Here is a 14,923-nt window from a genome sequence, read left to right on the forward strand (position 1 = left end):
CTCTGGCGATTTCCAGCTTGCGGAACCGTTGTGCCATGGCCTCTTCACTGCCCGACCTGAAACTGCTGCGCATCTTTGTCAGCGTGGTGCGCCACCAGGGCTTCGCCAATGCCCAGCGTGACCTGAACCTGTCGACCTCGGCCATCAGCACCTACATGAGCCAGCTCGAAAGCGCGTTGGGGATTGTCCTCTGCCACCGCGGTCGGGGCGGCTTCAGCCTGACCAGCAAGGGTGAGCTGTTCCATCAGGAGACCCTGCGCCTGCTGGCAGAAATGGACGGCTTCGAGCAGTACGCCGCCGCGCTCAAGGGCGAGTTGCGCGGCACCCTCAATCTGGGCGTGATCGATTCCACGGTCGGCGACCGCGCCTTGCCGTTGGCCGAAGCCATCGGCGCCTACAGCCAGGAGCATCCAGCGGTGCACCTGCACTTGTCGGTGTCCAGCCCCTACGAGCTGCAACTGGGCGTGCAGGACAATCGCCTCGACCTTGCCATCGGCGCGTTTTCTTCGCGCATGAGTGGCCTGGTCTATCAACCGCTATACCGCGAGCAGCACTGGTTGTACTGCAGTAGCCGGCATCCGTTGTATGTCGAGCGGCGTATCCCAGAGCTGGTGGTGACCCAGCAACGCATGGTTGGCCGGGGCTACTGGAGCCAGGCCGAGCTGGCCCGGCATGGCTTCAAGCACAGCGCGGCGACCGTCGAGAGCATGGAGGCGCAGCTGATTCTGATCCTCTCCGGTGCCTACATCGGCTACCTGCCCGAGCACTATGCCCAGGCGTGGGTCGAGAAGGGTGACCTGCGCGTGCTGTCGCCGGCGACCTTTGGTTATCAGGCGCCATTTTCGTTGATCGTTCGCCGAGGGCGTAGCCGTGAGCCGCTGATCCAGACCTTCCGCGACCTGCTAAAAAGCCAGCTCAACGTGGGCTGAGCGCTCCGCTGTTGAAGACATTCCGTCGAGATGGGGAAATTTCCTACAAAGGTTGACCGCTGAGCGGGTGGCACTCTGCTAAACATCTAGTTGCTTTGCAGGAATTTCCCGTCACGTCATCTACCCAAGCAGGGACTGCCCCGATGCGCATGAATTTGCCCGTCACCGAGCATGAAAGAACGTTCTCCAGCGATCAGCGGCTGATCTCCACCACCGATCTCAACAGCCGTATCACCTACTGCAATGATGCGTTCGTGGCGATCAGCGGGTTCACCTACGATGAACTGGTCGGTCAGACGCACAACCTGGTGCGCCACCCCGACATGCCGCCGTCCGTGTTCGGCCATATGTGGGAGACCATCAAGCAGGGCAAGCCGTGGATGGGGGTGGTCAAGAACCGCGCTAAAAACGGCGACTTCTATTGGGTCAGCGCCTATGTCACGGCGGTTTATGAAAACGGTCGGATCAGTGGCTACGAGTCGGTGCGCTCGGTACCCAGCCGCGAGCAGATCCGCCGCGCCGAAGCCCTCTATGCGCGACTGCGCGGCGGGCGCGCGGCGGTGCCTTGGGTGGCGCGCCTGGGCCATGGCCTTGGCCAGGGTTGGCCCATCATCGCTGCAGGCTTGCTGTCGGCCGCGGGTTACCTGTGGCTACCGCCGTATGCCGCGCTGGGGTTGCTGATGGCCAGCTTGCTAGGTGCCTGGTACCTGGTCGAACATCGCCAGAACCGGGCGATCCAGCGCACCCTCGACGAGCATCCCAAGGCTTTCACCAGCCCGCTGGTGGCCCTGACCTACAGCGACAATCCCGGCCTGCGCGGGCAGCTCGACCTGGCCATTCTCAGCGAGGAAGCGCGCCTGCAGACGGCGCTGACGCGTCTGGTGGATGCCGGTATCGGAGTCAAGTCGCGTGCTGCCCAATCGGCGGAGCTGTCCGATGCCCAGGCGCAGATGCTCGATCGCCAGCGCAGCGAGACTGATCAGTCGGCCACCGCCATCGCGCAGATGGCCGCCACTATCCAAGAAGTCACCCACAACGTGCAGAGCACTGCTCACGCAGCCAGCGATGCTGACCAGTTGGCCCAGCAGGGCACCTCCCTGGCCCAGCAAAGCCTGCAGGCCATGGGCAGCATGAGCGAAGCCGTCAGCGATATCGGCCAGGCGGTCAACGCCCTGGCCGAGCAGACCCAATCAATTGGCAGCGTGGTCGATGTGATCACCTCGATTGCCGAGCAGACCAACCTGCTGGCGCTCAACGCCGCCATCGAGGCGGCCCGTGCCGGTGAGCAGGGGCGCGGTTTTGCCGTGGTCGCCGATGAAGTGCGCTCACTGGCCCAGCGCACCCGCGCGTCCACCGACGAAATCCACCATATCATTGCCACCTTGCGCGCTGGGGCCGAGCGCGCGGTGTCGACCGCCAACCGCGGCGAGCAGATCTCGCGCGACAGCGTGCACAGTGTCGAGGCGGTGCGCGAAGCATTGGCAGGGATCGCCCAGGCGGTCAGCCGTATTACCGGCATGAGCCAGCAGATGGCGACCGCCTCCGAGCAGCAGAGCCATGTCGCGGAAGACATCAACCAGCAGATCACGCGGATTGCCCATCTGTGTGATCAGAGCGCGGGGCAGGCCAAGCAAGGCGCCGAGATCAGCCAAGACCTCGAACGCATGGCGGAATACCTGCACAGCCTGGCGGAGCGCTTCAACCGATAGCAGAAGAGCTGAATGTGCATCGGCAGTTATCGCCTCTTCGCGGGGCAAGCCCGCTCCTACAGGGTCGGCGAACTGGCAACGCCGGTGCCATACCCCACGCTGACCGGGCCGCTCCGGCCCGCAGCGTGATCTTCACCGGCAAAGGGTGTTATGGCACACTTGCCCGCCCCAGGAGACGCCGATGTCCAGACCCCGCTGCGAGCGCTGCAAGCGTGCGCTAGAGCATTGCCTTTGCTCGCTGATTCCCCGCCTTGAAAGCCGCACCCGTGTGTTGCTGCTACAGCATCCGAGTGAGACTGCGCATGCACTCAACACCGCACGTTTGGCTGCCTTGGGTCTGGTCAATGGCGAGCTGCGTGTGGCTGAGGTGTTTGCTGACCTGGAGGCGCTGCTGGCGCTGCCGGGGTATCGCCCGGTGTTGTTGTTTCCCGGTGAAGAGGCCCAGCCGCTGACCGCCTATGGCGAAACGGATGACACCCCATTGCTGCTGGTCGTGCCCGACGGTACCTGGCGCAAGGCGCGCAAGCTGATCTACCTGAACCCGTTGCTGGCGGCATTGCCGCGGGTAACCCTGGAGCAGGTTACGCCGTCGCGCTATCGGCTGCGCAAGGCGCCCGAGGCTGGCGCGTTGTCGACCCTGGAGGCCGTGGTGCAGAGCCTGAATGTACTGGAGGCGCCGGTGTGCTTCGATGCATTGCTGCGCCCGTTCGAGGCGCTGATCGAAGGGCAGATCAGGGCCATGGGGCGGGAGACGTTCGCGCGTAATCACGGTGGCGATTAAGATGTTTGGCTAACCTGTAGGAGCGGGCTTGTCCCGCGAAGAGGCCGGCACTGACACCCAGATAATCATGGCCTTCACCGCTCACGCATCGCCTCGGTCCGTGCCTTGAGCACCGGCTTGAGCAAATAATCCAGCACACTTTTCTGCCCGGTGATGATGTCCACCGTCGCTACCATCCCCGGAATGATCAACAACGGCTTGTTATCGCCCCCCAGGTGATTTTTGTCGGTGCGCACCTGGATCAAGTAAAACGCATTGCCCTTGTCATCCGTGACCGTGTCCGCACCGATCAACTCCAGCTTGGCCTTGAGCCCGCCGTAAATGGTGTAGTCGTAGGCACTGAACTTGACCATGGCGGTCTGTCCAGGATGCAGGAACGCAACATCTTGCGGGCGCACCTTGGCCTCGATCAGCAAGTTGTCCTCGATCGGCACGATCTCCACCAGGTCACTGCCCGGTTGCACCACCCCACCAATCGTGTTGACCTTCAACAGCTTGACGATGCCACGCACCGGCGACACCACCGTGGTCCGGTTGACCCGGTCATCGATGGCAATACTGGTCGCGGTAATCTTCGACAGATCGGTGCGCTTGTCATTGAGCTCCTTGGCCGCCTCTGACCTGAACGCCGCGTCGGCCTCCTGCACCTTGCTCTTGATCTCCGCCACCGCCGCCTCAGCCCGGGGAATCGCCAGGCTGGTGGCATTGAGCTGACCGCGCGCTTCGACAGTACGTTGCTTCAGACGGAGGATCTCCACCGGCGAAATCGCCCCGGTGCCGACCAACGGCGAGGACATGTTCAGTTCTTGCTGGAGCAAGCCCAGGGCCGAGCGGTACTGGTCGACCTTGGAGCGGAACTCGGCCAGCTCCTGGGTCTTTTGCCGCAGTTGTTCACTGAGCGTCTGCTTCTCGCTGGTCAGGCGCCGTTGGCGTGACTGGTAGAGCGCGGTCTCGTCCTCGGCCACCTGCGGCGACTTGGCACGAATCTCCGCCGACAGCTGGAACGGCCGCCCCTCGGCTTCGGCCGACAGGCGCTCGACCTGGGCGGTCAGCGCGTAGCGGTCGGCCTCGCTCTCGCCCTTGTTCGACAAGAACCGGGTGTCGTCCAGGCGCAACAGGGTCGCGCCTTTGTCGACCATCTGGCCCTCGCGAACAAAGAGCTCGGTGACGATGCCGCCCTCGAGGTTCTGCACCACCTGGATCTTGCTCGAAGGGATGGCCTTGCCTTCACCGACGGTGACCTCGTCAAGCACGGCCAGACTGGCCCAGGCCAGCGCCACCAGCAGCAGCGCGGCAGCCAGCCACACGGTCAGGCGCGACAGGCGCGGCGAATCCTGCAAGGTGGCGCCGGCCAGTTCGGGCATGTAGTCGCGCTCGGCGGTCTTGCCGGCACCCTGGAAATAACTGCGCATCAACGGCATGGACTATTCCTCGAAGGATGACTACAAGGCCGCTCCGATGCGGCCCTTGCGCAGGGCATCGATGACCGCATCCTTCGGCCCGTCGGCAACGATCTTGCCGTTGTCCAGCACCAGCAACCGATCGACCAGGCTGAGCAGCGAGGTGCGGTGGGTAACCAGCAGCACGGTTTTGCCCGGCACCCATTCGAGCAGGCGCTGGCGCAGTTGCTCCTCGCTGCTGTTGTCCATGTGGCTGGTGGGCTCGTCGAGAATAAGGATCGGCGGTTCCAGCAGCAGTGCCCGGGCCAGCAACACCGCTTGGCGCTGGCCGCCGGAGAGCAGTTGGCCGCGCTCGCCCACCGGCCGGTCGAAGCCGTGCGGGTGCTGCCGGGCCAGTTCGCTGACCCCGGTCAGCTCGGCCACCTCGAGCATCCGTGCGTCGCTGACATGCCGGGCGCCCAAGGTCAGGTTGTCGCGCAGGCTGCCCGCCAGCAGCGGCAGGTCGTGGGCGACATAGCCGATCTGGCTGCGCAGGTCGGCGATGTCCAGCTGGCGCAGGTCGAGGTTGTCCAGCAGCACCTGGCCTTCGTCTGGATGATAGAAGCCCATCAGCAGCCGACCGAGGGTGCTCTTGCCGGAGCCGCTGCGGCCGACGATGCCGATCCGCTCGCCAGGTTGCAGGGTCAGGTTGATGTCATTGAGCGCCGCGGCGTTCTGCCCGGGGTAACGAAAGGTGACGTGGCTGACGCCCAGGCCGCCCTTGAGCGTGGTGTGCTCGAGGGCCTGTTGTTCAGCTTGACGCTCTTGCGGCAAGGCCATCAGGGCATCAGTGCTGCGCATGGTCAGTTGGGCCTGCTGGTAGCGGGTGATCAGCCCGGCGATCTGCCCGAGCGGCGCCAGCACCCGGCTGCCAAGCATGTAGGTGGCGACCAGGGCGCCGACGCTGAGGCTGCCGGCGATGATGCTGTAGACCCCGGCGACGATGGTCGCCATGCCGCAGAACTGCTGGATGAACAGCGTGCCGTTGCTGGCCAGTGACGACAGGTTGCGGGCGTGGGCATCAAGCCGGGCTATCGCGCCGTTGGTGTGTTCCCAGTGATACTGGCGCTCGCTTTCTGCGCCGCAAGCCTTGAGCGTTTCCAGGCCGCCGAGGGTCTCGATCAGTAGCGCCTGACGCACCGCGCCGAGGCTCAGGCTTTTTTCCACGGTGTCGCGCAGGCGAATCTGGATGAACAGGGCAAAGCCCACCGCGATCGGGAAGGCCACCAGCGGGATCACCACCAGCCAGCCGCCGAGCAGGCCGATCACCACCAGCATCAGCGCCACGAACGGCAAGTCGATGATGCTGGTGAGGGTAACTGCGGTGAGAAATTCGCGTAGACCCTGAAAGTCATGGATGCTCTGCGCAAAGCCGCCGATGGTGGCCGGGCGGGCCTTCATCGACATGCCGGTGATGCGCTCGAACAGGGTCGCGGACAGGATCAGGTCGGTCTTCTTCCCGGCCTGGTCCAACAGGTGCGCGCGGACCATGCGCAACACCAGCTCGAAGGCGGTGCCGATGAACAATCCCGCAACCAGCACCCACAGGGTCGACAGCGCCTGGTTGGGCACCACCCGGTCGTAGGTCTGCATGACGAACAGCGGCACCATCAGGCCGAGCAGGTTGATCAGCAGGCTGGCCAGCAGGGCATCACTGTAGAGCCAGCGCGAATGCCGCAGGGTGTCGCGAAACCACGCCTCGACCCTCGGCATCAACGGCGTGCGCAGGTTCTCCAAGGTGTGTCGCGGGCGTGCGAACAGGGCTTCGCCGGAATAGGCCTGCTCAAGTGCCTGGCGCTCGACCCATTGCTCACCGCCTTCGGCCTCGCTGGGCAGAATCAGCGCCCGGCCGTCCTCGCCCCAGCGCTGCAGCACAGCGGCGCGGCCCTCGTTGAGCAGCAGCAGCACCGGCAGGTTGAGCGCAGAGATGGCGGTCAGCTCGCGCTTGAGCACCCGCGCCTGCAAGCCGGCGCGGGCCGCCGCCCGTGGCAGCAGCTCAGCGCCCAGCTGCCGGGTGGCCAACGGCAGACCGCTGCACAGGCTGGCACGGCTCGCCGGGCAACCGTGCAGCTTGCACAGGATCAACAGGCCATCGAGTAACGGATCATCAACGTCCAGGCGCGGCTGGGCACTCTGCATACTGGTCACGATGGCCTACTCCTACCGCAGGGGAGGGTTCCAGCACCGTCCGAAGGCTTCTCCGGGAAAGTGCGGGTTAGCGCATTTCGGGCAACCTGGCTTCGCTGCGTACTTCAGTCTTGGCGATGGCTTCCGGGGGCAGCGAAATACGCTGCTTGCTCAGCAGCTCGCCCATGGTCGCCAGCACGCGGTACATCGAGTACTCCTCGGTGTAACGCACTTCGGTGTAGCGACGATTGGCGTTGTACAGCTCGTTTTCGCTGTCGAGCACGTCCAGCAAGGTCCGTTGGCCGAGACCGAACTGATCCTGGTAGGCCGCGCGCACGCGCTGGGTGGTTTCAGCATATTCGCGCGCGGTCGGGGTCTGCTTGCGCGCATTGTTCATGGCGTTCCACGACAGGCTGAGGTTCTCGTTGAGCTCGCGCAGGGCGTTGTTGCGGATGTCCAGGGCCTGGTTGATCTTGTGTGAATCGGATTGCAAGCGGGCCTTGTCACTGCCGCCGCGGAACAGGTTGTAACTGAGCTCGACACCGGCCTGCCAATCGTTGTTGCTGTGCCCGCGCTCACCGCCGAGGTTGTTGTTGGCGCCGGTGGCCAGCACTGCATCAAGGCGCGGGTAGAACGGCGACTTGGCCACTTCGTACTGTTGCTCGGCGGCGTTCACGTCCGCCTGGGCAGAGCGCAGGTAGGGGTTGTTCTCTTGCATTCCGCGGCGTGCGTCATCGATCGTGCCGGGCATTTCGACCTTGATTGTCGAAGGCGTTTCCAGCTCGTCCGGCATGCGCCCGACCACGCTGTAGAAGTTGGCCTCGGCATCGGCCAGGTCGACTTCGGCGGTGTCCATGTTGTTTTCCGCCAGGGCGCGGCGTGCGCGCGACTGATCGAGGTCGGCGGTGCTACCGACGCCGCGCTCGGTGCGCAGGCCGATCTGATCGTTTACCCGCAGGTGCGCCTGCAGGTTGTTCTTGGCCAGGGTCACCAGCTCACGACGCTTGAGCACTTCGAGGTAGACCTCGATGGTACGCAGGGCGACATCCTGGGCCACCGCCTGGGCGTAATAGGCGCGGGAGTTGGCCACAGCCTCGGTGCGCCCGACTTCGTTGGCGGTGTTGAAACCGTCGAAGAGCATCTGGCGCAGGCGCAGCTCCGACTGGGTGTAGTTCATCGTCTCTTTATTGTGATTGCGCGTGCCGTCGGCATTCACGCCGCGGGTGTTGAGGTTGTCCGAGCGCTGCCGGCCATAGCCGGCTACCAGGTCGACGCTTGGGTAGTAGCCGCCGCGGGCGAACTTCACATCCTCATCGGCAGACAGCCGGCTGTTGCGGTAGGAGCTGATTTCCGGGTGATGGTCCACGGCGTTCTGAACAGCCTCGGTAATCGACATCGCCTGAACGTTGGCGCACGCCATGGCCAACAGGATTGCACTGGTGATGGGTGTAAGAACGCGCATTGGGGTACATCTCCCTGGTCTCTAAATGTGTCCTGCAATCGCCAAAAAAATGACGAAAAATGATAGTCATACTGTTTCAAGTTTGTAACAACAGAGCTAAGAACATTTAACGCCCAACCTAAGAACTCTTTTTCATAAATGCTATGCGAAAAAAAACTTATGAGGTCTAAAGAATCCGCGACATTGTTCTACTCACCGGGCCCATAAATCAAGCTGCAATCGGCAGATTTAGGCCACTTGGGAAAGGTTCAAGAATTTTTGCAGCTAAAGGGGCTGGAAAGGAGAGTAAGGCGGAATTTGGCGACAGAAAATTGTCGCTCAGTGGTGGCCAAGTTCCATCATTACTATCGCCTTTATATCAGGCTGGAGCCTCCTCACCGCAGTAGACCCCCTGCTATTCACGCTGCGAAATCCGATCGGCAAGGGAGGCGTACGCGCATGGCTAAATTTATCGGGGTTGTCAGCAAAGTGGTCGGCGAGGTATTCGCGGTGGGCGGCGACGGCGCTCGGCGCCTGGTGGTCGAAGGTGATCGTCTGTTTGCCGGCGAACAGTTGCAGACCGGCAGCGCCGGTGCCGTGGCGGTCCGTTTGAACAATGGTGCCGAGCTGACCCTGGGCCGCGACAGCAGCCTGCAGATGAGCGCAGACCTCCTCGCCAACCGCGCACCCCACGTACACAGTGCCGATGCACCGCCAAGCGACGCGCAGTTGGCCGATGTGGCGCGTTTGCAGCAAGCCATCGCTGCCGGCGCCGACCCGTCGCAGCAGGGCGAGGCACCTGCGGCCGGGCCCAATGGCTCGGCAGCGCCGGGGGCGCTGGGCGGTGGGCACAGTTTCGTCATGCTCGAGGAAGTGGCGGCGCGGGTCGATCCTCAAATTGGCTTCCCCACGGCCGGCTTCAATGGCATTCCGGAGCTTGCCAATCGGTATGTCGGTGATCTGGACATCGACAACAACAATGATAATGGCGACGTGCCGCGAGCGCCGGTTGATCGCATAGACAACCCGGTCAGCCTGCAAGGGCTGGATCTGAGCCCAAGCGAACTGGCGCTGGACGAGGCCAATCTTGCGCTGGGATCGAACAGCAACCCGGCGGCGCTGACCCAGCAAGGGTCGTTCACCGTGGTGGCGGCCGACGGTGTATTCAATCTCAGCGTTGGCGGCATCAACGTGGTCACCGCCGGCATCGTCACCGGGGTAGGGCAGTCGGTCAGCACGCCACTGGGCAACACGCTGACCATCACCGGCTACAACCCAAGCACCGGCGTGGTGAGCTACAGCTACACCCTCACCGGTGCCGAACAGCATGCCACCGGTGACGGCAGCAATACCGTCAATGAGCACCTGCCGGTGTGGGTCAGCGACAGCGACGGCGATGTCGCCACTGGCAGCCTGGACGTGATCATTCATGATGACGTGCCCCAGGCGGTCGATGACAGCAACCCGGTCAGCGCCAGCGAGCAGCAGCTTGAACTGACCGGCAACGTTCTCAACAACGATCAGCAGGGCGCCGACCGTGTGCCTGGCGGGCCAGTGATTGCCGGCACCTTCACCGGTACCTACGGCACACTGGTGCTGGCCACCGATGGCAGCTACACCTACACCCTCAACCCCGATGACCCGGACTTCAAAGGCCTGAAAGGCGGCGACAGTAACGTAGAAACCTTCAGCTACACGATCAGGGATGCCGACGGCGATAGCAGCAGCGCGGTGCTCACCCTGAACATCAGCAATCTCGACGATCCGGTGACATTGGGTGGGGTGGGAATCAACGGCGACGGCCTGAATGTCTATGAAAGAAACCTCAGCGATGGCAGTGCGCCGAACGCAGGCGCCCTGACCCAGAGCAGCGCCTTCACCGTGACTGCAGCCGATGGCCTGCAGAACTTGACTGTCGGCGGCATCACCGTGATCAGTGGCGGCGTTGTCGTCGGCGTGGGGCAGTCCGTCACCACGCCGCTGGGCAACACCCTGACCATCACCGGCTACAACCCGAGCAGCGGCGTGGTGAGCTACAGCTACACCCTGCTCGACAACGAAGCGCACCCAAACGCCGATGGCAGCAATACCCTGCAAGAGCAGTTCAGCGTCATCGCCGAAGACCGCGACGGCAGCAGCGCGTCGAGCAACCTGCTGGTGAATATCATCGACGATGTACCGCAGGCTGAGCACGACAGTAATCCCATTGTCGCCACCGAACAGCACCTCGAGCTGAGCGGCAACGTCCTCAGTAACGACCAGCAGGGCGCAGACCGGGTCACCGGCGGGCCGGTGATCGCCGGCACCTTTGCCGGCACTTACGGCACGTTGGTGCTGGCGGCGAACGGCGCCTACACCTACACGCTCAACCCGGATGACGCTAATTTCAAGGCACTGAAAGGCGGCGGCGATGGGGTCGAGACCTTCACCTACACGATCACGGATGCCGATGGCGATACCAGCAGCGCAACCTTGACCCTGAACATCAGCAACCTGGATGACCCGGTCACGCTGGGCGGGCTGGACGCCAGCGGTGGCGAGCTGACGGTTTACGAAAAGCACCTGAGCGACGGTAGCGCGCCCAATCCTGGCGCTCTCAGCCCGAGCGGCACCTTCACCGTGACGGCGGCCGATGGCCTGCAGACCCTGACCGTTGCCGGCATCACCCTGGTCAGCGGCGGCGTCGCGCAGGCCTTCCCGCAGTCGGTGACCACTGCGCTGGGCACCACCCTGACGATTACCGGCTACGAGCCGAGCACGGGGGTGGTGAGCTACAGCTACAGCCTGCTCGACAATGAGGCGCACGCTACTGCTGATGGCGTCAACAACCTGCAGGAGAGCTTCACGGTCACGGCCCAGGACAGCGACGGCAGTACCGCCACCGGTACCCTAGATGTGACCATCGTCGATGACGTACCCAGGGCACATTGCGATTTCGCCAGCGTGACCGAGGGCGGCCAGGTCAGCGGCAACCTGCTGTGGAATGACATCATCGGCGCCGATACCGTGAGTGATGGCCAGTACGTGATTGGCGTGCGTGCCGGCAGCGACACCTCGACGCCCGCCGTCGGCCAGCTCGGGGTGATCGTGCAGGGCACCTACGGCTACGTTGTGCTTGATGCCGAGGGTAACGGCACCTATCAGTCCTACCCCAACAGCGTGCCCCCGGCAGGCGCAACGGACACCTTTGTCTACACCATTCGCGATGCGGACGGCGACCTCAGCACCACCACGGTCACCATCAGCGTGCATGACAACTCACTGCTGGCCAGTGAGGACACCGACGTCACGGTCTACGAAAAGGCCCTGGACCTGATCAAGGACGGCAACGACCTGGCGCCCGGCACCGTGGTTGGCAGCCAGCCGGGATCAACCGCTGAAACCGCGACCGGTACGCTGGTGGGTTCGGTCAGCGGCGGGGTCGGTGCCCTGACCTACAGCCTGGTGGGCGATGCCGTTGGCCAGTATGGCCAGATCCAGGTCAATGCCGATGGCTCGTACAGCTACACGCTAACGTCGGCACCGAATTCACCGGTGCACCAGAACGACGGCCCCAACATCACCACGGAGTCCTTCACCTATCAGGCGACCGATTCACTCGGCAACAGCACCACCAGTACCATCGTGATCAGCATCGTCGATGATGTGCCGCAAGCTCGTTGTGACTCGGCAGCGGTACTCGAAGGCTGCCAGGTGAGTGGCAACCTGCTGTGGAATGACGTGGTCGGCGCGGATGTCCTCAGTGATGGCAAATACGTGGTCGGCGTGCGCGCCGGGTCCGATACGGCGACTCCTGCGCACGGTCAGCTCGGGGTCATCGTGCAAGGCACCTATGGTTACGTGATCCTTGATGCCGAGGGCAACGGCACCTACCAGTCCTACCCCAACAGCGTGTGCCCGGCCGGTGCTACCGACACCTTTGTCTATACCCTCCGTGATGCCGACGGTGATGAAAGCACCACCACGGTCACCATTCATATTCAGGACAGCCAGCTGGTCGCCAGCCAGGACAGCGATATCACCGTTTATGAGCAGGCCCTCGACCTGATCGGCAGCCAACCGGGCTCACCGGCTGAGACCGCCACGGGCTCCCTGGTCGGTGCAGTCACCGGTGGTTACGGCGCGTTCTCCTACAGCCTGGTGGGCGATGCCGTTGGCCAATATGGCCAGATCCAGGTCAATGCCGATGGTTCCTACAGCTACACGCTGACCTCGGCACCGAACTCACCGGTGCATCAGAACGACGGTCCCAACATCACCACTGAAACCTTCACCTACCAGGCAACCGATTCACTCGGCAACAGCACCACCAGCACCATCGTCATCAACATCGTCGACGACGTGCCGCAAGCGCATTGCGACTCGTCCTCGGTGCTCGAAGGGGGGCAGGTCAGTGGCAACCTGCTGTGGAATGACGTGGTCGGCGCCGATGTCCTCAGCGATGGCAAATACGTGGTTGGCGTGCGCGCGGGCAACGATACGTCGACCCCGGCTCATGGCCAGCTCGGGATGATCGTGCAGGGCGCCTATGGTTACGTGATTCTCGATGCCGAGGGCAACGGCACCTATCAGTCCTACCCCGACAGCGTCTGTCCGGCCGGGGCGACCGACACTTTCGTCTACACCATCCGCGACGCGGATGGCGACGAAAGCACCACGACGGTCACCATTCATGTTCGGGACAACCAACTGGTTGCCAGCCAGGACAGCGATGTCACGGTTTATGAGCAGGCCCTTGACCTGATCGGCAGTCAGCCGTGTTCCACCGCTGAAACCGCCACCGGCACGTTGGTCGGTGCGGTCAGCGGAGGGTATGGCGCGCTCACCTACAGCCTGGTCGGCGATCCTGTCGGCCAGCATGGTCAGATCCAGGTCAATGCCGATGGTTCCTACAGCTACACGCTGACCTCGGCACCGAACTCAGCGGTGCACCAGAACGACGGCGCCAACATCACCACTGAAACCTTCACCTACCAGGCGACCGACTCACTCGGCAACAGCACCACCAGCACCATTGTCATCAGCATCGTCGACGACGTACCGCAAGCGCATTGCGACGCGTCATCGGTGCTCGAAGGGTGCCAGGTGAGTGGCAACCTGTTAAGCAATGACGTGTTCGGCGCGGATGTCCTCAGCGATGGCAAATACGTGGTCGGCGTGCGCGCGGGCAACGATACGTCGACCCCTGCGCACGGTCAGCTCGGGGTGATCGTGCAGGGTACCTACGGTCACGTCATTGTCGATGCCGAGGGCAACGGCACCTATCAGTCCTACCCCGACAGCGTCTGCCCGGCCGGGGCGACCGATACCTTCGTCTACACCATCCGCGATGCGGACGGCGACGAAAGCACCACCACGGTCACCCTCTACATTCAAGACCGGCAGATGGTTGCCAGCCAGCGGGTGGCCCTGGACAGCAGTGCGTTTGTCGCCAACGCCAGCAGCATGAGCGCCGCGCTGCTGGTCGCCGGATTGCTCGGGCAGGTCAGCAGCGATGCCAATGGTCAGGACCTGATCAGCGTGACCTCGTCCAAGGGTGAAACGCTCAAGCTTGATCACGACCGCCCCGAAGGCAACCTGATGACGGAGTGGAAAGATGCCGCTGGCAGCTACCCGCCCATCAGCGATGGCGGCAGCTCCACTGTCAGCCACGACGGCCTCTCCAGCGTCCCCTTGGTCAACATGCCGAACGACGTCGACAACGCCAAGGCCGAAGAAAGCCATAAGCTGAGCAGGGTGATCAACTCCGCCAATAGCGAGAACCAGGACTACCCCAGCAGTTATACGCTCAGCGACAGCCATGGCGGCGCGGTGGGCAGCACCGACCATGCAGGCAGCACCCTGGGGGGCACCTCGGTCGATGATGTGCTGCTGGCTGGCGCTGGTAATGACACCCTCGACGGCGGTGACGGGATCGACACCGCCAGTTACGCCTCAGCGTCGGCAGCGGTGACGGTCGATCTGAGCGTCACGGGTCAGCAGGCCACAGGCGGTGGTGGTCTGGACACGCTGGTAAGCATCGAGAACCTGATCGGCTCGGACTTCGATGACAGGCTCACCGGCAACGGCGCAGACAACCAGCTCGATGGCGGGCATGGCAATGATGTGCTCGCGGGTGGGGGCGGCAGCGACACGTTTGTCTGGCACAACGGCGACAGTGGGCACGACACCGTCAGCGACTTCACACCTGGCAGTGACCGCCTCGACCTGTCGCAATTGCTGCAAGGGGAAAATGCCAGCGCGGGGTCGCTGGATGACTACCTGCACTTCAAGGTCGCGGCTTCAGGCGGTAACGTCGTCTCGACCATCGAGGTCAGCAGCGTGGCGGGGGCAGCGCCAACGCAGAGCATTGATCTCGCTGGGGTGGACCTTGCTCAGCACTATGGGGTGACGGCGGGGGCGGGGGGGATGATTGCGTCGGGGCATGATACGGCGACCATCATCAATGGGATGCTCAATGATCACTCGTTGAAGGTGGATACCGTGTAAGCCCTTTA

Annotated in this window: 7 protein-coding genes; 4 read left to right on the forward strand and 3 right to left on the reverse strand. The window is 63.3% G+C overall.

From position 1 onward, the window contains the following. Positions 1-35: 35 nt before the first annotated feature. The 3 genes from J3B00_RS09285 to J3B00_RS09295 all read left to right on the forward strand — a co-directional run bounded on the left by J3B00_RS09285 (position 36) and on the right by J3B00_RS09295 (position 3,419). Positions 36-929 carry a LysR family transcriptional regulator gene (locus tag J3B00_RS09285; protein ID WP_209866959.1) on the forward strand — a complete coding sequence of 298 codons (894 nt, stop codon included), beginning with the start codon at positions 36-38 and terminating at the stop codon, positions 927-929. A gap of 143 nt (positions 930-1,072) precedes the next feature. Continuing rightward, positions 1,073-2,638, forward strand: a complete 1,566-nt coding sequence (locus J3B00_RS09290; protein ID WP_209866962.1) for a PAS domain-containing methyl-accepting chemotaxis protein — start codon at positions 1,073-1,075, stop codon at positions 2,636-2,638. Between the two features lie 181 nt (positions 2,639-2,819). Continuing rightward, the gene (locus J3B00_RS09295) at positions 2,820-3,419 is read left to right on the forward strand and encodes a DTW domain-containing protein (protein WP_209866964.1); all 600 of its coding nucleotides are present in this window, start codon (positions 2,820-2,822) and stop codon (positions 3,417-3,419) included. 74 nt (positions 3,420-3,493) lie between these two features. Here J3B00_RS09295 and J3B00_RS09300 read toward each other — a convergent pair whose 3' ends face one another. From J3B00_RS09300 to J3B00_RS09310, 3 genes are all read right to left on the reverse strand, one after another. Beyond that, a complete protein-coding gene (locus J3B00_RS09300; RefSeq protein ID WP_209866966.1) occupies positions 3,494-4,840 on the reverse strand; it encodes an HlyD family type I secretion periplasmic adaptor subunit in 1,347 nt (448 codons plus the stop codon). Positions 4,841-4,861: 21 nt separating this feature from the next. Further along, complete coding sequence (locus tag J3B00_RS09305) at positions 4,862-6,997, reverse strand: type I secretion system permease/ATPase (protein ID WP_209874707.1); 2,136 nt, start codon at positions 6,995-6,997, stop codon at positions 4,862-4,864. Positions 6,998-7,073: 76 nt separating this feature from the next. After that, positions 7,074-8,447 carry a TolC family outer membrane protein gene (locus tag J3B00_RS09310; protein WP_209866968.1) on the reverse strand — a complete coding sequence of 458 codons (1,374 nt, stop codon included), beginning with the start codon at positions 8,445-8,447 and terminating at the stop codon, positions 7,074-7,076. A gap of 438 nt (positions 8,448-8,885) precedes the next feature. Between J3B00_RS09310 and J3B00_RS09315 the strand changes: the two genes are divergently transcribed. Next, positions 8,886-14,915 (forward strand): retention module-containing protein, encoded by a 6,030-nt coding sequence (locus tag J3B00_RS09315; protein ID WP_209866970.1) that lies wholly within the window; start codon positions 8,886-8,888, stop codon positions 14,913-14,915. The last annotated feature ends 8 nt before the right edge of the window (positions 14,916-14,923 follow it).

The sequence above is a fragment of the Pseudomonas sp. BP8 genome, from assembly GCF_017875955.1.
Lineage (GTDB): Bacteria > Pseudomonadota > Gammaproteobacteria > Pseudomonadales > Pseudomonadaceae > Aquipseudomonas.